Below are 20,224 nucleotides of genomic sequence, written 5' to 3' on the forward strand. Positions count from 1 at the left end.
TTCGGTCAGGAACTGAGAAAGCGCACTCCCGTCAGGCGCTCCGACTCCTCCCACAGCCTGCGGCCCGTCGCGGGATCGTCCGCCGCGTCGGAGAGCCGTACGCGGGTCGGGGCACCCCGCAGTTCACCCATGCCGCCCGGGCCGATGAACTCGCCACCCGCGACGGACGGATCGGTCGCCGCGTACAGCTGGGACAGCGCACCCCGCTCCGGCCGCTGGGCGAGCAGCGGGTTGCCGACGCGCCCGAAGAACAGCTTCGTCAGGCCCGAGGTGTCCTTCATCTGGAGGCTGGTGGCGGTGTAGCCCGGGTGGGCGAGCACACTGCGGACCGGGCCCGCGGCCGCGGTCAGCCGGCGGTGCAGCTCCTTGCCGAAGACGGCGTTGGCGAACTTGGACTGGTTGTAGAAGGCCATGGGCGCGTAGCCGCGCTCCCCGCTCAGGTCCTCGAAGCGGAGACTGCCCTGCCGGTGGTTGATCGAGCTGACTGTGACCACCCGGGGATCGGTCCCGGCGGCGAGCCCGTCGAGCAGCAGCCCGGTGAGCGCGAAGTGGCCGAGGTGGTTGGCGGCGAACTGGAGCTCATGACCCTGGGCGCTGAGCGTGCGGGGCGGCGCCATCACTCCCGCGTTGTTCACGAGCACATCGAGGCGCGGATGCTCCGCGCGGACGCGGTCGGCGAAGGCGCGCACCGAGTCGAGGTCGGCGAGGTCGATCCGCCGCACGGAGAGGAGCCGGGCGTCGACGTCGAGGCCCTCGACGGCGCGGCGGCCCTTCCCCTCGTCCCGTACGGCGAGGATCACGCGCGCGCCCCGGCGGGCGAGCTCGCGGGTGGTGGCGAGGCCGAGACCGCTGTTGGCCCCGGTGACGACGAAGACCCGCCCGGTCTGGTCCGGGATCCGGTCGGCGGTCCAGCGCTGCTTGTCAGTCATACGGCACACGTTGCCGTTCGTGTCACCGAGTGTCAAGCACGACTCTGGATGCCATGGCCGTCACCGCAGTACCATCGGGCCGTGACCACCCTCGCCCAGCGCAAACGCCAGCTCGTCGCGACCGAACTCACCGAGGCGGCGCTCCAGCTGCTCGCCCTCCGGGGCTTCGACGCGGTGACCGTCGACGAGATCGCGACCACCGCGGGCGTCTCCAAGCGGACCTTCTTCCGGTACTTCGCGTCCAAGGAGGACGTGGTCGTCCAGTTCCTGGCCGGCATGGGCGCCGACATGCGCGCGGGGCTCGCCGCCCGACCCGTCGGCGAGCGCCCCTCCGAGGCGCTCCTCCACACCGTCTCCGTACCGCTGGCGACCTGCGGCGACCACGCCGACCGCGCCCTGCCGGTGGTCCGGCTGATCCTGCGGACGCCGGCCCTGCTCGCCCGCTTCCTGGAGCACGAGGCGCGCTGGCGCGAGGAGCTGACGGAGGAGCTGGCGGCCCGCCTCGGCCGCGATCCCGGGACCGACCTCTTCCCGCGGCTCGCGGCGGGCATGGCCCTGGCCGCCTTCGACGCCGTGCTGCACCGGTGGAGCGAGGGCGAGGGCGCCGAGGATCCCGGCGCGCTGATCGAGGAGGCCTTCGCGACGCTCGCGCCGGCCCTGGATTCCGTATCCGCTTAGGAGCGGTCCGGACCCGGGCGCGAGGAGTCGCAGTGGGTGGGCCGGGTCCGCGCACAAGCACAGTGGGCCGGGTCCGCGCACAAGCACAGTGGGCCGGGTCCGCGTACAAGCACAGTGGGCCGGATCCGCGTACAAGCACAGTGGGCCGGATCCGCGTGATGCGGATCCGGCCCACCTGTTCGAGGTACGGAGCGGTCAGCCCAGCGCCAGCCAGGCGACGGCCGCCAGGACGACGATCACGGCGACGACGCCGACGATCAGGCCGACGCGCGGCCCGCCCGACTGGGTCGCGGCCTGCGGCTGCCGCTGCTGCGGGGTGCCCTCGTCGACGAAGGCGCGGAACATCTGCGTGCTGCCGGCGGGGTCGTAACCCTCGGGGCCCTGAGGGGGCTGGCCCTGGCCGTACGGTGCTTGGGGGTTGTGTGCCATGGGCCAGGACCCTAGCGAAGTCCGGGTGGGGGGCCCAAGCCCCGGCACCACCCCTTCACCTTTACCGATTCTTTAGCGCCGTTTGACCGATTTAGTTTGCCTGAAGCAACCATCCATCTCTATGGTTGCCCTAAGCAACAAGATGGCCGGGGGTGCCCGATGGCGACACGGAACAGGTACGAGGAGCTCGCCCGCTCCGTGAGCGCGATCGGAGCCGTGAAGCGCGGACTCGCCCGCGTCCTGCCCGTCGAATGCCAGGGCGGCTCCGCCGCCGTACTCGCCCTGGTCAACCACCACGGCGACATGCGGACGAGCCGGCTCGCCGAACTGATGGCCGTCGACATGTCCGTGTGCAGCCGTCATGTGGCCCACACGGTGGAACACGGCTGGATCGAGCGCCTGCCCGACCCGGACGACAAGCGCTCGCGCATCCTGCGGCTGACGGAACCGGGCCACGCGATGCTCGGCGAACTCGACCGCCGGGTGACCGAGGCCTTCTCCCGTCACCTCGCGGACTGGACCGACGACGACGTCGAACTCCTCACCCACCTGCTCGCCCGCCTGCGCGACTCCTTCGGGGACTGCCGGGCCCAGGCCCACCACGCTTGAGAAAAAGGAAGTTCATGGCTACGACGACCACGCCCGACACCGGTGCGCGGGACGGCGTCACCGGTAGCGGCGGTGGCGGCGCGACCGCCCCGATGACGCACCGGCAGATCATGGAGGCGCTGTCCGGGCTGCTGCTCGGCATGTTCGTCGCCATCCTGTCCTCGACGATCGTCTCCAACGCCCTCCCGCAGATCATCACCGACCTCGGCGGCGGCCAGTCCGCCTACACCTGGGTCGTCACCGCCTCCCTCCTGGCGATGACCGCGACCACCCCGCTCTGGGGCAAGCTCGCCGACCTCTTCTCCAAGAAGCTGCTCGTCCAGATAGCCCTGATCGTCTACGTCACGGGCTCGATCGTCGCCGGCCTCTCGCAGAGCACCGGCATGCTCATCGCCTGCCGAGTCGTCCAGGGCGTCGGCGTCGGCGGTCTGACCGCCCTCTCCCAGATCATCCTGGCCGCGATGATCGCCCCGCGTGAGCGCGGCCGCTACAGCGGCTACCTCGGCGCGACCTTCGCCGTCGCCACCGTCGGCGGCCCGCTGCTCGGCGGCGTCATCACCGACACCGACTGGCTCGGCTGGCGCTGGTGCTTCTACGTGGGCGTGCCCTTCGCGATCATCGCCCTGATCGTCCTGCAGAAGACCCTGAAGCTCCCCGTGGTGAAGCGCCAGGTCAAGGTCGACTGGGCAGGCGCCTTCTTCATCAGCGCCGCCGTCTCCCTGCTCCTCGTCTGGGTGACCTTCGCGGGCGACAAGTACGACTGGATGTCCTGGCAGACCGCCGCCATGGTCGGCGGCTCGGTCCTCCTCGGCGCGGTCTTCGTGCTCGTCGAGTCCAAGGCGAGCGAGCCGATCATCCCGCTCCGCCTCTTCCGCAACCGGACGATCACCCTCGCCTCGCTCGCCTCGCTCGCCGTGGGCGTCGCGATGTTCGCCGGCACGGTCTTCTTCAGCCAGTACTTCCAGCTGGCCCGGAACGAGTCGCCGACCATGTCCGGCGTCCTCACCATCCCGATGATCGGCGGCCTGTTCGTCTCCTCCACCGTCTCCGGCCTCGTCATCACCAAGACCGGCCGCTGGAAGGCCTGGCTGGTCAGCGGCGGCGCCCTGGCCGCCGGCGGACTCGGCCTGCTCGGCACGATCCGCTACGACACGGCGTACTGGCACATCGCGCTCTTCATGGCGGTCCTCGGCCTCGGCCTCGGCATGATGATGCAGAACCTGGTGCTCTGCACCCAGAACCAGGTGGCCCCCGCCGACCTCGGCGCCGCCTCCTCCGTCGTCACCTTCTTCCGCTCCCTGGGCGGTGCGATCGGTGTCTCGGCGCTCGGCGCGGTCATGGCCCACCGGGTCACGGACTACGTCAAGGAAGGCCTGGCCGAGCTCGGCCCGAAGGCCGCGGCCGCCATGGGCAAGGGCGGCTCCGGCGGCGGCATCCCCGACATGGACAAGCTGCCGGCCCCGATCCGCACGGTCATGGAGGACGCGTACGGCCACGGTGTCGCCGACGTCTTCCTCTACTCCGCGCCGTTCGCGCTGCTCGCCTTCGTGGTGACCCTGTTCATCAAGGAAGTCGCCCTGAAGAGCAACACGGCGAAGGCGGAAGCCGAATAGGAAAGCTCCCGGCCGCGCTTCGAGCGGAGGCGCGGCCGGGTCGAGTACGGAGCGGCGGGCAGGGGACGGCCCGCCGCTCCGTCATTTTTGTTCGTCCGTGCGCCGTGCGGCTTCGGCCTCGCGCGCGACCATGACCTCGATGCCGGCGATCAGGACGTCCAGGGCGTAGCCGAAGTCCCGGTCCCAGATGACGCTGAGGCTGTCGTGCGAGGTCCGCTCGTCGAGAATCTCCCTCAGCCCGTCCACCTGTTCGGTGAGGTCCGGGTCGTCGCGGAAGGCGTTCACCGAGTCCACGTAGAACTCGTCCTGCGACATGCCGGCCTCCGCCGCCCGCCGGCCGAACTGGGACTCGACCGTCCCATAGCCGTACACGAACTGGAACACCGCCGACATCGCGCTGGGCCGGCGATCCAGCGGCAGGCCGGTCTCCGCGACCGTCTCGTGGATCTTCTGGCCGACGGCGATGGCGTGCGGGCCGATGTTCAGGTACTGGCCGGCGCTCGGCGACATCCACGCGTGGCGGACCAGCATCCGCCGGTAGTCCAGGGCGAGCAGCCGGATCCGGTCCCGCCAGTCAGCGGCGGCGTCGACCGCCGCCAGGTCGATCTCGCCGTAGACGCTGTCCATCGCGTACTCGAGGATGTCGTCCTTGGTGTCCACGTACCAGTAGAGGGACATGGCCGTGACGCCCAGCTCGGTCGCGAGCTTGCGCATCGACAGCTTGGCCAGGCCCTCCTCGTCGAGCATCCGGATCGAGGCGGCGACGATCCGGTCCCGGTCGAGCCCGGCCGGGCCGCCACCGCTGCGGGCGGCCCGCTTCTCCAGCCAGACGCTGGAACGCGTCGGGTTCTTGGCCCGGTCGGCTGCCTTGACCATCACGTTCCTCCGTCTGTCAGCGGTCCGTGACCATGCTAGGCAGCGACAGGCTGCTCGGGCGCCACGGCCTTCTCCGCGCGCTCGGCCCGCCTGAGCAGCGCCGCCGCGACCAGACCGCCCACGAAGACGGCGATCGCGCCGACCAGCTGGCTGGTCTGGAGGCCGGAGGCGAAGGCGTCGGAGATCTGCGCCCGCTCGGCGTCGTTCCCGGCCGCCGCGAGGGCGGCCGGCAGGGAGGTCGCAGTGACGGCGACGAGCACGGCGAACCGGGCGTTGAGCACGGCGCCGAGGACGGCGACGCCCAGGCCGTTGCCGAACTCGGCCAGGGTGCCGTTGATGCCGGCGCCCACGCCCGCCTTCTCCGGCGGGATCGCGCTCATCACCGCGTTGGCCATGGCCGGGGAGGAGACGGCGATGCCGACGCCCATCAGGACCAGGCCGAGCAGCATGCCCCCGTAGCTGCCGTCCGTGCCGCCGCCGAGCAGCGAGATCGAGGTGAGGCCCGCGGCGACCAGCGTCATGCCGAGGACGACGGTGGGCGGGGTGCCGAGCTTCATGACGATCCGCGGGCCGACGCCGGTCAGGTTGAGGCCGACGATCGTCAGGGCGAGCGGCGCCATCCGCAGGCCGGCTTCGAGCGGCTCGTACCCGAGGACGAACTGCAGGTGCTGGGTGAGCAGGAAGAGCGAGCCGCCCATGCCGAAGACGACCAGGATCGAGCCGCCGATGGCGCCGATGAACTTCTGGTTCCGGAAGAAGTGCATGTCGAGCATCGGGTACGGGGTGTGCAGCTCCCACAGCGCGAAGGCACCGAGCCCGGCGACACCGATCGCGGCCGGGACCAGGACCTGCCCGGAGAGCCAGCCGTGCTCGGGGCCGCTGATGATCGCGTACACGACGGCGGTCATGCCGATGGTGGACAGCAGCGCGCCCAGCAGGTCGGGGCGCTCGCCCTGCGGGTTCTTGGACTCGGGGACGAGCTTGAGGACGGCGACGAGCGCGACGACGGCGACCGGGATGTTGATCAGGAAGATCATTCCCCACCAGAAGTGGTTGAGGATCACGCCGCCGACCAGCGGGCCGCCGGCGAAGCCGAGCGACGCGACCGTGGACCAGAGCGCGATGGCCTTGACCCGCTCGGAGTCGTCGAAGATCTGCATGACGACGGCGAGGGTCGTGGTCATCAGGAGCGCCCCGCCGACGCCCATGCCCGCACGGGCGGCGATGAGCTGCCCGGTGGAGCCGGCGAGGCCGGCGGCGAGCGAGCCGAGGCCGAAGAGCGCGAGACCGGCGGCGAGGAGCTTCTTGCGGCCGTAGCGGTCGGCGGCGTTCCCGGCGGTGAGCAGCAGTCCGGACTGGACGAGCGAATAGGCGTTGATCATCCACTGGATGTCGGTGGTGGAGGCGTGGAGTTCGGAGGTCAGCGAGGGGATGGCGACGCTGAGCACGGTGTTGTCGAGCAGCACGGTGAGCTGGGCGAGACAGATGACGCCGAGGATCAGCCAGCGCTGTGGATGGCCGCCGGTAGCTGTCATGACAGAAGACTCCTATACGGTGTACGAGACCAAGGCTCGTACACCGTATAGGGACTCTCGTACGCTGTATAGGGGTTATTTCCTCTGCTGGGTCAGGTCGTAGAAGGTGGCGCCGTCGACGGTCACCTTCGTGAAGTTCTCCGACACCCAGGTGGAGATCTCGGAGTTGCCGCCACCGGGACCGCCGCCCATGCGGCCACCGCCCTCGCCCTCGGAGTCGCCGCCGATGAAGTAGTGGATCCTGCCCTCCGCGACGTACTCCTTGAACCGGGCGAGCGTCGGGGACGGGTCGCTGCCGTTGAAGCCGCCGATCGCCATGACCGGCTTCTCCGTGGCGAGCTGGTAGCTCGCGGCGTTCTGCGCGCCGACCGTGGCCGCGACCCAGGTGTACGCGTCGGCGTCCGCGAGCAGCGCGGTCTTGGCCTTCGCGCCGACACTGGCCCCGTTGAGGAGACCGCCCATGCCGCCACCGGTGCGCAGGTTTCCGCCGGGGCCGAAGCCCTCCGGGGCGGCGCCGCCGGGCGGGGTGCCGGCGGGCATCCCGCGACCGCCCTGACCACCGGGCGGCTGACCACCGGGGAGCTGACCACCGCCGGGCATCTGGCCGCCGCCCGGCATCTGACCGGCTTGGCCGCCCCGGCCGCCCTGGCCGCCCTGGCCGCCCTGGCCGCCCTGGCCGCCCTGGCCGCCCTGCGGCATCATCCCGATCTCGAAGAGGCGGCCGCCGCCGCCCGGGCCCCGGCCGCCGAACGCGCCGCCCGCCGGGCCCGCCGTCACGATCGAGCCCTGGTGACCGGCGTTCACCGTCTCCACGGTGTACGCGAACGGCCCCGCGAGCCCCGCCGCCAGGCCCAGGCCCGCCACCCCGAGCCCCAGCCGCCGGTCGACCCGGCCCGCGAACAGCAGCCCGAGCGCGGCCACCGCGCCCGCCGCCAGGACCGTCCAGCGCAGCCACGGCAGCCAGTCCGGCGTACGGCCCAGCAGCGTCCAGGCCCACCAGGCCGTCACCGCCACCGTCACCGCGAGCGCCGCCGAGGCGGGCCACCGCGTCCGCTCCTCCCACAGCACCGCCGCGCCCATGCCGGCCAGCGCCGCGAGGTACGGGGCCAGGGCCACCGTGTAGTACTCGTGGAAGATGCCGGCCATGAAGCTGAACACGGCGAGCGTCATCAGGAGCGCACCGCCCCACACCAGGAACGCGGCGCGCGCCGTGTCCGTCCGGGGCGCCCGCCAGGTGACGACGAGCCCCGCGACGAGCAGGACCAGCGCGGCCGGCAGCAGCCAGGAGATCTGACCGCCGACCGAGTCGTTGAACATCCGGACGATGCCGGTCTCGCCCCAGCGGCCGCCGCCCATGCCGCCGCCCGGGCCGCCACCGCCGCCGACGCTGCCGGTCTCGTCGCCGTTGATGCGGCCGAGGCCGTTGTAGCCGAAGGTCAGCTCCAGGAAGCTGTTGTTCTGCGAGCCTCCGACGTACGGACGGGAGGACGCCGGCCACCACTCGACCAGGGCCACCCACCAGCCCGCCGACACCAGCAGCGCCAGGCCCCCCAGGGCCAGCCGCCCGAGCCGCCGGCCGAACCCGCCGGGCGCGCACACCAGGTACACGACCGCGAGCGGCGGCAGGATCAGGAAGGCCTGGAGGGTCTTCGCGAGGAACGCGAAACCGAAGGCCACCCCCGCCCACACCAGCCACGTCGCGGCGCCCCGCTCCTGCTCCAGGGCGCGCAGCACGCAGTACACGGCGACCGTCATCAGCAGCGCGAGCAGCGCGTCCGGGTTGTTGAAGCGGAACATCAGCGCGGCGACCGGCGTCAGCGCCAGGGCCGCGCCCGCGATCAGCCCCGCGCCCGCGCCGAACCGGCGCCGCACGGCCGCGTAGAGCACGGCCACCGTGCCCACGCCCATGAGCACTTCGGGCACCAGGATCTGCCAGGAACCGAGCCCGAAGAGCCGGACGGACAGCGCCATCGGCCACAGCGCGGCCGGCGGCTTGTCGACGGTGATGGCGTTGGCCGCGTCGAGGGAGCCGAAGAAGAAGGCCTTCCAGCTCTCCCCGCCCGCCTGGACGGCGGCGGAGTAGAAGGAGTTCGCGTAGCCGGAGGCGCTCAGGTTCCACAGGTAGAGCAGCCCGGTGGCGACGAGCAGGCCGAGGAAGGCGGGCCGGACCCAGGGGGCGTCCTCGGCGCGTCCGCGCCACAGCCGGGCGGGCCGGCCGGCACGGGGCGCCGCGGGGACGGCCGGAGAGAGGGTGGTCATCGTTCGTTCCTTGCTGACGCGCGGTCCGGGAAGACCCAGAGCCGGAAGAGGAGGAAGCGCAGGACGGTCGCGGCGAGGTTGGCGACGATCAGGACGGCCAGCTCGGTGGAGTGCGCCGGATCGCCGGTCGCCGCCCCCAGGGCGGCGAGCGAACCGCTGGTCAGGGCGAGGCCGATGCCGAAGACCACGAGTCCCTGCGCCTGGTGGCGGACGGCCCGGTCCCGGCCCCGTACGCCGAAGGTGAGGCGCCGGTTGGCGGCCGTGTTGGCGACGGCGGACACCAGGAGCGCGGCGGCGTTCGCGAGCTGCGGACCGACACCGAGCCGGAAGGCCGAGTACAGCGCGAGGTAGACGAGCGTGGACAGCGCGCCGACCGCGCAGAAGCCGACGAGCTGACGGGCCAGACCGCCCGGCACGCCGTTCAGCTCGCGGTCCCGTGGGTCGTCGCCGAAGGGCCGGGCGAGCCGGTCGAGGGGCAGCGAACCGGTCGCGAGGGCCCGCCCCACCCGCCACACGCCCTTCAGGTCGTCGGTGGCCGTCCTCACGATGTGCACGGTCGAGTCGGGGTCGTCGACCCAGTCCACCGGCACCTCGTGGATGCGCAGCCCCGCCCGCTCGGCGAGCACCAGCATCTCGGTGTCGAAGAACCAGCCGGTGTCCTCGACCATCGGCAGCAGCCGCTCGGCGACCTCCCGCCGTATGGCCTTGAAGCCGCACTGCGCGTCGGAGAACCGGGCGGCCAGCGAGGAGCGCAGGATCAGGTTGTAGGCCCGGGAGATGAACTCCCGCTTCGGCCCGCGCACCACCCGCGAGGAGCGGGCGAGCCGGGAGCCGATCGCCAGGTCCGAGTGGCCGGAGATGAGCGGGGCGACCAGCGGGAGCAGCGCGTTGAGGTCGGTGGACAGGTCCACGTCCATGTAGGCGAGGACGGGCGCGTCCGAGGCCGACCACACGGTCCGCAGCGCCCGGCCGCGGCCCTTCTGTTCGAGCCGCACGGAGCGCACCTCGGCCACCTCGGCCGCGAGGGCGGCGGCGACGGCGGACGTCGTGTCGGTGGAGGCGTTGTCGGCGACGGTGATGCGGAAGCCGTAGGGGAAGGTCCGGAGGAGATGCGCGTGGAGCCGCCGGACGCACGGCTCCAGGTCCTTCTCCTCGTTGTAGACGGGGATCACCACGTCCAGGACGGGCCGTCCGGCGACGTTCACCGGCAGGTGCTCCCGGGCGGGAAGGGCTTCCCCGAGGGTTTGGGTTCGCATGACGGGGACACTTCCGGGCCCCGCTGTCACGGCTGTGTGATGACCCTGTGCCCTGCCTGTGAGTCCGGCACGGCGACCGGTTCCCCGGCCGGAAGGGCGCCCTGTGCGGCGTCCTGTGCGCCGGGGAGCCGGACGGTGAAGACGGTCCGGCCCGGGGTGCTCCGCACCGTCACGTCACCGCCGTGCGCGAGCACGACCGCGCGGACGATGGCGAGGCCGAGCCCGGTGGATCCGGCGTGCCGGGAGCGGGAGGCGTCGCCGCGCGCGAAGCGTTCGAAGACGACGGGCAGCAGCTCGGGCGGGATGCCGGGGCCGCCGTCCTCGACGTCCACGCACGTCCCCGTGCCGTCCGTGCGGACGCGTGCCGTGACCTCGGTGCCGGGCGGGGTGTGGGTACGGGCGTTGGCCAGCAGATTCACCAGGACCTGCTGGAGCCGCGCGCCGTCGGCCCGTACGAGCACGTCCCGCTCGGGCAGTTCGAGGCGCCAGTGGTGGTCGGGGCCGGCGGCGCGGGCGTCGCTGACGGCGTCCACGACGAGCGGGACGAGGTCGGTGGTCCCGTACGAGAGGGGGCGGCCCGCGTCGAGCCGGGCGAGCAACAGGAGGTCCTCGACCAGGCCCGTCATCCGGGTCGCCTCGGACTCGATCCGGCCGAGGGCGTGCCGGGTGTCGGGCCCGCACTCCTCACGGCCGCGCCGGGTCAGCTCCGCGTACCCCCGGATCGAGGCGAGCGGGGTGCGCAGCTCGTGGCTGGCGTCCGCGACGAACTGCCGGACCCGCGTCTCGCTCTGCTGGCGGGCGTCGAGCGCCGAGTGGACGTGGTCGAGCATCCGGTTGAGGGCCGCGCCGACCTGGCCGATCTCGGTGCGCGGGTCGGCCTCGGCCTCCGGGACCCGCTGGTGGAGCGCCACCTCCCCGCTGTGCAGCGGGAGCCGGGCGACCTGGCGGGCGGTGGCGGCGACCCGCCGCAGCGGACGGAGCGCGACCCGGACGAGCACGGTCCCGGCGAGCGAGGCCGCGACGAGCCCGGCGCCGGTGACGCTCACCTCGACGAGGACGAGCGTGGAGAGGGTGTCCTCGACCTCGGTGAGGGGGATGCCGGTGACGTACGCGCCGTGGACGCCGGCGGCGTACGCGACCCGGTACGAGCCGAGCCCGCCGGGCAGTTCGACGGTGTGCGGCCGGCCGTCGCGGGGCACGGCGGCGAGCGCGGCCCGCTGGGCCCCGTCGAGTTCCACGGTCCGGACGTTCCGCCCGGACGTCCCGTCGTCCCGCGCCTCCGCCGAGTAGCCGGCCGTGGTGATCTCGCCGTCCACGAGGACCGCGCCGACGGTCCCGATCGGGGTGCCGGGCCCCTGGACGAAGGCGAGCGGCTGCTGCACGCGGCTCGGATCGAGCAGACCGGGCCCGGGGGCCATGACGGCCGGCGGGCCCGACGCCCGCGCGGCGACGATGCGGACCTGCTCGTCGGCCTGGTCGTACAGGTACGAGCGGAACGCGATGGTCGTCACCGTCCCGATCACGGTCGCGACGACCGCGATCAGCGCGACCGCCGAGACCACGAGCCGCGTCCGCAGCGACCACGGCCGCCCACCTCGTACGCGCACGGGCGCTACTCCCCCGGCTTGATCAGATAGCCCGCTCCGCGCCGGGTGTGGATCATCGGGGAGCGGCCGGCGTCGATCTTCCGGCGCAGGTAGGAGATGTAGAGCTCGACGACGTTGGCCTGGCCGCCGAAGTCGTACGACCAGACCCGGTCGAGGATCTGCGCCTTGCTGAGCACCCGGCGCGGATTGCGCATGAGGTAGCGCAGCAGCTCGAACTCCGTCGCGGTGAGATGGATGGAGTCGCCACCCCGGGTGACCTCGTGGCTGTCCTCGTCGAGGGTCAGGTCCCCCACGGCGAGCAGGGACTCGCTGCGCGTCTGCGCGGCCCCGGACCTGCGGATGAGGCCGCGCAGCCGCGCCACGACCTCCTCCAGGCTGAAGGGCTTGGTGACGTAGTCGTCCCCACCGGCCGTGAGCCCGGCGATGCGGTCCTCGACGGCGTCCTTCGCGGTCAGGAACAGCACGGGCACGTCGGGCAGTTCGCGGCGGATCGAACCGAGCAGGCTCAGCCCGTCGACGTCCGGGAGCATGATGTCGAGGATGACCACGTCGGGCCGGAACTCGCGCGCGGAGCGGAGGGCGGCGGCCCCGTCCCCGGCGCTGCGGACCTGCCAGCCCTCGTAGCGCAGGGCCATGGAGAGCAGTTCGGCGAGCGAGGCCTCGTCGTCGACGACGAGGACCCGGACGGCGCTTCCGTCGGCGCGGAGCATGTCGGCGCGGGTGCCGGTGCGGCGTGTGGTGACGGTCATGACGTCCACGGTGTCCAGCGCCGCTGAGAGGCCCCTTGCCCTTTCCTGTGAATTCCCTGAGAAAGGCCCGCCCGGGCCGCTCAGGGTTTCACGTGAAACAACGCGGCTCCGTTCTCGTACAGGACGCGCCGGAGCCAGTCGTCCCCGAGCCCGAGACGGTCGAGGGCGTGCAGCTGATGGGCGTACGGGTAGGGGATGTTCGGGAAGTCCGAGCCGAGCAGGATGCGGTCGCCGAGGTCGAGAAGCCGCCCGCGCTCACCCGCCGGGAAGGGCGCGAGCCGCTCGCTGAAGTCCGTGAAGGCCATGGTCGTGTCGAGGTGCACGCCCTCGTACCGCTCCGCCAGGTCGAGGAACTCGCCGTACTCCGGCATCCCCATGTGGGCGACGATCACCCGCAGCCGGGGGTGCCGGGCGAGCAGCCGCCCCATGGGCCCGGGACCCGTGTAGGTCCCCGGGCTCGGGCCGGAACCACAGTGCACGACGACGGGGGTGCCGCTGTCGGCCAGCGCCCCCCAGGAGCCGTCGAGGGCGCCGTCGGTCGGATCGAAGCCGCCGACCTGGAGGTGCACCTTGAAGACCCGCGCCCCGGCGTCGAGGGCCTGCCGGACGTAGGCGTCGACGCCCGGCTCGGGGAACAGCGTCGCCGTGTGCAGGCAGTCGGGGGTGCGGGCGGCGAAGTCGGCGGACCAGGAGTTCAGCCAGGCGGCCATGCCGGGCTTGTGCGGGTAGAGCATCGCGGTGAAGGCGACCACGCCGAAGCCGCGCAGGAGGGCGAGCCGGCGTCCCTCCTCCTCCCGGTAGGCGATGGGCCACTCGACGCCGGTCAGCGGCCCGACGGCGTCGAAGTACGCCCAGACCTTGTCGAGGACGTTCTGCGGCATGAAGTGCGTGTGCACGTCGACGAGCCCGGGAAGGCCGAGCCGCGCGATCAGCTCGTCCGGCTCACTCACGCTCAAAGCCGTAGCTCCGTTCGACCTTGCCGATGTGGACGCTGTAGCTCTCGTACCAGTGCTCTCGCCCGTGCGCCTTGGCGGCCTGGTGCTCGCCGTTCAGCCGCCAGGCGTCCAGGGACTCCAGGTCCCGGAAGTAGGCGACGGTGATGCCGATGCCGCCGGGAGTACGGGCGGACTCGTAGCCGAGGAAGCCGGGGACGTCCTGGACGATCTCCTGCATCCGGACGGCCGTCTCCGCGTAGCCCTCGGGCGCGTCGGGACGGACGGAGGTGAACACGGCGGTGTAGTAGGGCGGTTCGAGGCCCGCCACCAGCTGGGGAGTCATGTGATCACCCTCGCCGGGGCGGCGGCGGAATGTCCACGGCGGCCGGGGAAAGGGATCCAAGACTTTACGAAGCCGCCCCGCCCTCAGAACAGCTCCTCCTGAGCACCCTCGTTCGCCCCGCCCCGCCCTCAGAACAGCTCCTCCTGAGCACCCTCGTTCGCCCCGCCCGCCACCGTCACCGGCACCGAGAAGCCCTCGGCGTCCTCCCCCGCGGCCTCCAGGACCCAGCCGCCCATGAGCCGGGTGTCGAGCGCGAGACACCGGCCGTCGGGGGCGCGGAGGTGCAGGTCGGGACCGGCGGCGGCGAGCAGCCGCCCGGAGACGACCCCACCGCCGACGAGCTCGGTGACCGTGCCGTCGAGGCGGGGCAGCCCGTCGAGGTGGAACGCCCCCGCGTGGTCGCGCGCGGCGAACTCCAGCGGCTCCAGGGTCTCCGTCCAGCCGCCGACCGCCCGTGCGCGCCGGTACAGCTCCTCGACCTCGCGGGCCCGCTCCGGCGCGGGCGGCAGGGCGTGCCGGGCGGCCCGCTTCCGCTCGTACGCCACCCGGTCGGGCACGCCGAGGGCCTGCCGCAGCACCTCCTCGGTGCGCCGCGCCGCCATGAGCGGGCCCCGGCCGAGCCAGCTGAACGCGACGGCCCCCTGCTCCAGGAGCCGGGCCTCGCCGCGGGCCTCGGCGGTGATGCCGACCTTGGTCATCCCGGGCCCGAACCAGGCCAGGTAGACGCGGTAGGGCCGGGGGTCGTCCGCGATCGTGTCGGCCGCGACCGAGTGGGCCCGGTCGAGCCGCGCGCACTCCGGGCACCGCCCGCCGGTGGTGCGGCCGGGCACGACGGCGGCCAGGGGGCAGGGGTTCCCGCGGGCGCCGGGGCACCGCCGGACCCCGACGGCACGGAAGGCGAGCCGCTGCCCGTACACGAGCGGACTGACCTTCCCGCCCCGCCACCGCAGGCCGGGCACACCGCCGCCCCACCCGAGCCCCCGGCACCACCACTCCACGCCGCCCACTCCTCCTACGCTCCCTTGATGCCCAGTCTCCGCCACATCCGCTTCCAGTCCCCGGCCAGAAGCCCGCGGGGCCACCACCCCGGCGTCTTCGGCCTGGCGAACGCGCTGGCCCGCGAAGGCCGGCTCTCCGCCGACGAGTACGCGGTCTGGCGCGCCTCGAACGACTGGTACGACGCGCACTTCCCGAACCCGACGACGGTGGACCCCACGGTCTACGACCCGGCGGTGAACCCGGGGGCCGCCGCCTGGTTCCGGCCCACGGCGACCGAGGCGCTGGCCAGGGTCGCCCCGTACCTGCGCATCCTGCGGGACCACGGCGTGCCCTGCGTGCGCCTGGAGTCGGCGGACCCGGGACGGATCGTGTACGAGGACGCGTACCAGGTGGTGGCGGTGGGTCGGCCCCGTCGGGACGCGGCGGGTCACGGCAGCACGTAGATCCGGGTCCCGTCCGGGGCCGGGGTGCCGACCTCCCGCATGCAGCCCCGTTCGAGGAGGAGGCGGACGCAGTCGCGCACCCGTTCGCCGGAGAGGCCGGTGCGGCGGGTGACGTCCTGGGCCCGGTAGCGCACCCCGCCCCGCACGAGCGCCGGCGCCAGGCAGGAGGCGACCGTCCGCACGTCCCCGGTGATGGCCCAGGACTCGACGAGCTCCTGCGGGGTGAGCGCGACGACCGCGCCGGTGCGCTGGCGGGGCACGGCGAGCCGCTCCAGGGAGTCGGCGACCCGGGAGAGGCTCTGCCTGGTCTCACGGAGCAGCTCCGCGTACTCGACGTGCTCGGCGTACGCGGCGGCCCGCTCGTCGAACCGCCCTTCGAGGCGGACGAGGACGTCCACGAGCTCCGGTGGCAGCAGGAACCCGGAGTGCACCGGCGAGGGTTCGAGTCCGTACCCGCCGTATCGCTGGACCGCCGCCACCACCCCCGCCGTCCACGCCCGGAACGGCCCGGCCTCGGGTCTGCGGCACGCCCCGACGAGCTGGACGAGCCCCTCCAGGCTCACCATGCGCGTCGAGGCCCGGATGCCGGAGGACCGGCCGGAGAAGCCCTCGCCCCCGCTGACGTCCCGAGCGGCCGCCAGGCACTCCTCGCCCAGGGCCACGGTCCGCAGCGCCTCCCGCGACCCCGCGTAGCCCAGCCGCTTCGCCACGTCCACCACCGGGAACCAGTGGGCGCCGTCCGGCGCGGTCAGCCGCCGAAGGCGCGCTCCGGTGGCGACGTACGCCAGGTCATCGATGTCGATCGCGTCCATCGATCATCACCTCCGCCTCGCAAGCTAGGCCGAAGGCATATTCAACTGACATGCAAATCAGACAGGTTCACCCAAAAGGGGAGGGTTCTCGGCGATTCACCCGAGCCCCCTCCCCCTTCCTGCGCCTACGTGGCGACGTTCCTGCGCCTACTTGGCGACGAACTGCGTGAGGATCGCCTGCACCTCGTAGATGTCGACGCCCTTGGTGAAGGTCTTCGTGACCGGCAGCGAGGTGCCCGAGATCCAGATCTTCAGCTCGGCGTCCAGGTCGAACGTGCCGGCCGTCTCGACGGCGAAGTGCGTGATGCTCCGGTAGGGGATCGAGTGGTACTCGACCTTCTTGCCGGTGATGCCCTGCTTGTCGACGAGCACGAGCCGCCGGTCGGTGAAGAAGATCGTGTCGCGGATCAGCAGGTACGCGGCGTGCACCTGCTCCCCCTGACCGAGCAGCCGCGCGAAGTCCTGCTGCGCCTGCGCCGGATCGATCGCGTGCGCGTTCCCGAAGAGCGCCATGCCCCAAACCCCCACATCCGATGAGAAAGAAAGATCATCCGACCCTAACTCCCGCGCGGGAGCACCCGCTACGACGGAGAGGTCACGGACTAGGATCCGAGCATGGTGCTGACCATGAACGACGTGGACCGGTTCGAGGCCGCCAGGCCCCGCCTGGAGGCGATCGCCTACCGCCTCCTCGGCTCGGCGAGCGAGGCCGAGGACGCCGTGCAGGACACCTTCCTGCGCTGGCAGGCCGCCGACGTCGACCGCATCGAGGTCCCCGAGGCCTGGCTGACGAAGGTCCTCACCAACCTGTGCCTCAACCAGCTCACCTCGGCCCGGGCCCGCCGCGAGACCTACGTCGGCGAGTGGCTGCCCGAACCGCTCCTCGCCGGCGACCCGATGCTGGGTCCCGCCGACACCGCCGAGCAGCGCGAATCCGTCTCGTACGCGGTCCTCGCCGTCATGGAACGCCTCTCCCCCAACGAGCGCGCGGTGTACGTGCTGCGGGAGGCCTTCGACTACCCGCACCGCGAGATCGCCGAGATCCTCGACCTCACCGAGACCGCCAGCCAGCAGATCTTCCACCGCGCGAAGAAGCACGTCGCCGCGGGGAAGGCCCGCACCGAGATCGACGAGGCCGAGGCCAAGCGGATCGTCGAGGAGTTCCTCGCGGCCGCCATCAGCGGCCGTACCGAACCGCTCGTACGGCTCCTCACGGGAGACGCCGTCGCGATCGGCGACGGCGGCGGCAAGGTCCCGGCGCGCGCCAAGGCGTTCGAGGGCGCCCTCGCGGTCGCGACCTTCATGCGCGGTCTCTTCAAGCCCGGCATCGCCAAGCAGAAGATCGTCGGCGGCTCGCCCGAGGTCTACGCCACGACCGCCAACGGCTCCCCCGCCGCCGTGGCGGTCCTCGACGGCCGGGTCATCGGCATCATGTGCCTGGAGGTCACCGAGGACGGCATCAAGGCCTTCCGCAACCAGGTGAACCCGGACAAGCTGGAGCGCGCGACGCGGCAGTGGGCGACGACGGACCACGGCGCCCCACTCCTGGAATCGGCCTTCTAGCGCGCATGTGACCCACGTCACACCCTCCACCTGTCAGGAATCGCGCGGCTGCCCGGTTCAAGGGTCGACACCGCGTGAGAGACCGCGTGAGACAGGAGCAGGGACATGCAGCAGCACCGGATCATCGTCCTCGGGGCCGGCTACACCGGAGCCATCGCCGCCGGCCGCCTCGCCAAGCAGCTCCACCGCGAAGACGTCGCGATCACCCTCGTCAACGCCGAGCCCGACTTCGTCGAGCGCGTCCGGCTGCACCAGCTGGCCGCCGGCCAGGAGCTCACGCCCCGGCCGTTCAGCGAGATGTTCGCGAGGACCGGCGTCGAGCTGAAGCTGGCGAAGGTGACGGCCGTCGACGCCGACCGGAAGACGGTCACCATCACGACGACGGCCGGCGCCGAGGAACTGACCTACGACACCCTCGTGTACGCGCTCGGCAGCGGCTGGAACAGCCAGGGCGTCCCCGGCACCGCGGAGCACGCCCACGAGGTCTCGAGCCGCCCCGGAGCGCTGCGGCTGCGCGAACGCCTCGCCGCCCTGCGGGCCGGGGAGTCCGTGGTCGTCGTCGGCGGCGGCCTCACCGGCCTTGAGGCCGCGACCGAGATCGCCGAGGCCCGCCCGGACCTCGACGTCGCCCTCGCCGCCCGCGGCGGACTCGGCGACTGGCTCTCGGACAAGGGCCGCGCACACGTGCGGAAGGTCCTCACGGGCCTCGGCGTCACGGCGTACGAGCACACCGAGGTGACGGCGGTCGAGGAGGGCCGCGTGACCACCACCACCGGCCCGGTCCCGGCCGCGGTCACCGTCTGGACCACCGGCTTCGCGGTGCACCCGATCGCACGGGCCACGACCCTGGAGGTCACCGACACGGGCCGGATCGTGGTCGACGCGACCATGCGCTCGGTCTCGCACCCGGACGTGTACGCCGTCGGCGACGCGGCCCTGGCGATGGGCCCGGGCGACAAGCCGCTGCGGATGTCGTGCGCCTCGGGCGCGCCGATGGCCTGGCAGGCCGCCGACGCCATCGCGGCCCGCCTGACCGGCAGGAAGCTCCCGAAGACCCAGCCGCGCTACTTCAACCAGTGCATCTCGCTGGGCCGCAAGGAAGGCCTGATCCAGTACGTCACCGCCGACGACCGCGCGGTCCGCGCGGCCCTCACGGGCCGGTTCGCCGCCGGCTACAAGGAGCTGGTCTGCAAGGGCGCGGTCTGGGGCGTCGCCAACCCCACCATGGGCCTCCCGACCCGCCGCCACCGCATCCTGCGCACCCCGGCCCCCGCCACCACCCCGGCCGAAGCCGCGGCCTGACCCCCCACCACCAGCCGCCCCCGCCCCCGACTCCGGCCGCTCCCCGCGACCTGAGGGGGCGGGCGGAAGGCATCAGACGACACACCCCGCCCACCCGAACCCACGCAACGCAAGAGGCCCCGGATCTCTCCGGGGCCTCTTGTCTGTGTGCACTCGGCAGGATTCGAACCTGCAACCTTCTGATCCGTAGTCAGATGCTCTATCCGTTAAGCTACGAGTGCTTGTTTTTAGTTCTTGTCTCCGTTCCCCGGCCCTTTCGGCCCGCTGTCCCGGCGACAGGAAGAACATTACATGAGTCCCGCCGTCATGTGAAATCCATTCCCCCCACCCGTTGTGACCTGCGAAAACGTCGCGATGGGGGTCGAGTGAGGGGCGGTCGGCGAGGGGGCGTGGCGGGGGTGGGCGGGGCGGGAATCCGCTGAAAGAGACCGGGGTCACACCCTTCGAGGGGCGGAGGCGGTGGAGAGGTCCGGGAACGGCCGAAGCCCCGGCCTTGGGGGCCGGGGCTTCGGTAGGGGCGGAGGCGGAGGGATTTGAACCCTCGATGGGCTTTAAGACCCAAACCGCATTAGCAGTGCGGCGCCATAGACCGGACTAGGCGACGCCTCCTCGCACCGCGCGCATACGCGGGTGGTGCGTGCAGATGATGACACAGGCGAACCCGCTGTCACCAATCGATTCTCACCGTACTAGCCCTCCGGGGTTCAGGGCAAAGCCCTGCCCGCCCGAGTCCCGCCCCGTCCCCGCCCGGCGCACCCCGCTTGCGCAACGCCTCGGCGCCCGGAGCGTTAGAGGGGGCGGGCGTGCCGTGCGCCCGCGCCCGCCGTACTCCCCGTGCTCCTGGAGATCCGCATGCTGCGCCGTCTCGTCCTCGCCACCCTCGCCACCGCCGCCGGGACCGCCGGTCTCGGCCCCCTGCCGCCGCTGAACCTGTTCGCGTCGCCCGACACGCTGACCGTGACCGTCGAGAAGAGCGGCCACAAGGAGGCCGACGGCACCTTCCGGCTCACCTGCGGCGACCGCGTCGAGGGCGACCACCCGGCCGCCGAGGACGCCTGCACGCGCCTGGGGCAGCTGGCCCAGGAGGGCGGCGACCCGTTCCGGCCCGTCCCCCGGGACCAGATGTGCACCCAGGTGTACGGCGGGCCCGCCCTCGCCCATGTCACCGGCACCTGGCAGGGCCGCCGGGTCGACGCCCGTTTCTCCCGGGCGAACGGCTGCGAGATCGACCGCTGGGAGAATCTGGAGCCTTTGCTTCCCCTCGTTCGGGGATGAGCCCCGGAGGCT

At 72.4% G+C, this 20,224-nt stretch carries 19 protein-coding genes, 2 tRNA genes and 1 pseudogene; 7 read left to right on the forward strand and 15 right to left on the reverse strand.

The window, feature by feature from the left end:
- Positions 1-5 precede the first annotated feature (5 nt).
- Positions 6-929 carry an oxidoreductase gene (locus ABTY59_RS07705; RefSeq protein ID WP_352017998.1) on the reverse strand — a complete coding sequence of 308 codons (924 nt, stop codon included), beginning with the start codon at positions 927-929 and terminating at the stop codon, positions 6-8.
- Between the two features lie 48 nt (positions 930-977).
- On the opposite strand from ABTY59_RS07705, the gene ABTY59_RS07710 reads away from it, so the two are divergent.
- Positions 978-1,607, forward strand: a complete 630-nt coding sequence (locus ABTY59_RS07710) for a TetR family transcriptional regulator (protein ID WP_352017999.1) — start codon at positions 978-980, stop codon at positions 1,605-1,607.
- Between the two features lie 195 nt (positions 1,608-1,802).
- Here ABTY59_RS07710 and ABTY59_RS07715 read toward each other — a convergent pair whose 3' ends face one another.
- On the reverse strand, positions 1,803-2,036 hold the full coding sequence (locus ABTY59_RS07715) for a hypothetical protein (RefSeq protein WP_352018000.1): 234 nt from the start codon (positions 2,034-2,036) through the stop codon (positions 1,803-1,805).
- A gap of 159 nt (positions 2,037-2,195) precedes the next feature.
- On the opposite strand from ABTY59_RS07715, the gene ABTY59_RS07720 reads away from it, so the two are divergent.
- On the forward strand, positions 2,196-2,645 hold the full coding sequence (locus ABTY59_RS07720; protein WP_352018001.1) for a MarR family winged helix-turn-helix transcriptional regulator: 450 nt from the start codon (positions 2,196-2,198) through the stop codon (positions 2,643-2,645).
- Between the two features lie 92 nt (positions 2,646-2,737).
- Positions 2,738-4,252: pseudogene (locus ABTY59_RS07725) on the forward strand (MDR family MFS transporter); the annotation flags it as partial.
- A gap of 87 nt (positions 4,253-4,339) precedes the next feature.
- Here ABTY59_RS07725 and ABTY59_RS07730 read toward each other — a convergent pair.
- The 9 genes from ABTY59_RS07730 to ABTY59_RS07770 all read right to left on the reverse strand — a co-directional run bounded on the left by ABTY59_RS07730 (position 4,340) and on the right by ABTY59_RS07770 (position 14,816).
- Entirely contained in the window at positions 4,340-5,134 is a 795-nt protein-coding gene (locus ABTY59_RS07730) for a TetR/AcrR family transcriptional regulator (protein ID WP_352018003.1), read from the reverse strand.
- 35 nt (positions 5,135-5,169) lie between these two features.
- Positions 5,170-6,669 (reverse strand): MFS transporter, encoded by a 1,500-nt coding sequence (locus tag ABTY59_RS07735; RefSeq protein ID WP_352018004.1) that lies wholly within the window; start codon positions 6,667-6,669, stop codon positions 5,170-5,172.
- A gap of 75 nt (positions 6,670-6,744) precedes the next feature.
- Entirely contained in the window at positions 6,745-8,928 is a 2,184-nt protein-coding gene (locus ABTY59_RS07740) for an ArnT family glycosyltransferase (RefSeq protein WP_352018005.1), read from the reverse strand.
- Positions 8,925-10,184 carry a bifunctional glycosyltransferase family 2/GtrA family protein gene (locus ABTY59_RS07745; RefSeq protein ID WP_352018006.1) on the reverse strand — a complete coding sequence of 420 codons (1,260 nt, stop codon included), beginning with the start codon at positions 10,182-10,184 and terminating at the stop codon, positions 8,925-8,927. The genes ABTY59_RS07740 and ABTY59_RS07745 overlap by 4 nt, the downstream gene beginning before the upstream one ends.
- A gap of 26 nt (positions 10,185-10,210) precedes the next feature.
- Positions 10,211-11,791 (reverse strand): sensor histidine kinase, encoded by a 1,581-nt coding sequence (locus tag ABTY59_RS07750; RefSeq protein ID WP_352018007.1) that lies wholly within the window; start codon positions 11,789-11,791, stop codon positions 10,211-10,213.
- A 5-nt stretch (positions 11,792-11,796) separates the two neighbouring features.
- A complete protein-coding gene (locus ABTY59_RS07755) occupies positions 11,797-12,540 on the reverse strand; it encodes a response regulator transcription factor (RefSeq protein ID WP_352018008.1) in 744 nt (247 codons plus the stop codon).
- 80 nt (positions 12,541-12,620) lie between these two features.
- Complete coding sequence (locus ABTY59_RS07760) at positions 12,621-13,496, reverse strand: amidohydrolase family protein (protein WP_352018009.1); 876 nt, start codon at positions 13,494-13,496, stop codon at positions 12,621-12,623.
- The gene (locus tag ABTY59_RS07765) at positions 13,483-13,818 is read right to left on the reverse strand and encodes an antibiotic biosynthesis monooxygenase family protein (protein WP_352018010.1); all 336 of its coding nucleotides are present in this window, start codon (positions 13,816-13,818) and stop codon (positions 13,483-13,485) included. The genes ABTY59_RS07760 and ABTY59_RS07765 overlap by 14 nt, the downstream gene beginning before the upstream one ends.
- Before the next feature lie 128 nt (positions 13,819-13,946).
- Positions 13,947-14,816, reverse strand: a complete 870-nt coding sequence (locus ABTY59_RS07770; protein ID WP_352018011.1) for a DUF2797 domain-containing protein — start codon at positions 14,814-14,816, stop codon at positions 13,947-13,949.
- Positions 14,817-14,843: 27 nt separating this feature from the next.
- On the opposite strand from ABTY59_RS07770, the gene ABTY59_RS07775 reads away from it, so the two are divergent.
- Positions 14,844-15,260 (forward strand): hypothetical protein, encoded by a 417-nt coding sequence (locus tag ABTY59_RS07775; protein ID WP_352018012.1) that lies wholly within the window; start codon positions 14,844-14,846, stop codon positions 15,258-15,260.
- Here the strand turns inward: ABTY59_RS07775 and ABTY59_RS07780 are convergent.
- Positions 15,245-16,072 (reverse strand): BRO family protein, encoded by an 828-nt coding sequence (locus tag ABTY59_RS07780; RefSeq protein ID WP_352018013.1) that lies wholly within the window; start codon positions 16,070-16,072, stop codon positions 15,245-15,247. The two genes, ABTY59_RS07775 and ABTY59_RS07780, sit on opposite strands and share 16 nt — an antisense overlap.
- Before the next feature lie 147 nt (positions 16,073-16,219).
- Positions 16,220-16,585 carry a PH domain-containing protein gene (locus ABTY59_RS07785; protein WP_352018014.1) on the reverse strand — a complete coding sequence of 122 codons (366 nt, stop codon included), beginning with the start codon at positions 16,583-16,585 and terminating at the stop codon, positions 16,220-16,222.
- 102 nt (positions 16,586-16,687) lie between these two features.
- Here ABTY59_RS07785 and sigJ point away from each other — a divergent pair, with 102 nt between their 5' ends.
- Complete coding sequence (gene sigJ, locus ABTY59_RS07790) at positions 16,688-17,635, forward strand: RNA polymerase sigma factor SigJ (RefSeq protein ID WP_352018015.1); 948 nt, start codon at positions 16,688-16,690, stop codon at positions 17,633-17,635.
- A gap of 105 nt (positions 17,636-17,740) precedes the next feature.
- The gene (locus ABTY59_RS07795) at positions 17,741-18,937 is read left to right on the forward strand and encodes an NAD(P)/FAD-dependent oxidoreductase (protein ID WP_352018016.1); all 1,197 of its coding nucleotides are present in this window, start codon (positions 17,741-17,743) and stop codon (positions 18,935-18,937) included.
- A 148-nt stretch (positions 18,938-19,085) separates the two neighbouring features.
- Here the strand turns inward: ABTY59_RS07795 and ABTY59_RS07800 are convergent.
- A tRNA-Arg gene (locus tag ABTY59_RS07800) sits at positions 19,086-19,158 on the reverse strand.
- Between the two features lie 297 nt (positions 19,159-19,455).
- Positions 19,456-19,546: transfer RNA gene (locus tag ABTY59_RS07805), tRNA-Ser, on the reverse strand.
- A gap of 243 nt (positions 19,547-19,789) precedes the next feature.
- Between ABTY59_RS07805 and ABTY59_RS07810 the strand changes: the two genes are divergently transcribed.
- Complete coding sequence (locus tag ABTY59_RS07810; RefSeq protein ID WP_352018491.1) at positions 19,790-20,212, forward strand: SSI family serine proteinase inhibitor; 423 nt, start codon at positions 19,790-19,792, stop codon at positions 20,210-20,212.
- Positions 20,213-20,224 lie beyond the last annotated feature (12 nt).

The sequence above is a fragment of the Streptomyces sp. NPDC096079 genome, assembly GCF_040303145.1.
Taxonomy (GTDB): Bacteria; Actinomycetota; Actinomycetes; order Streptomycetales; family Streptomycetaceae; genus Streptomyces.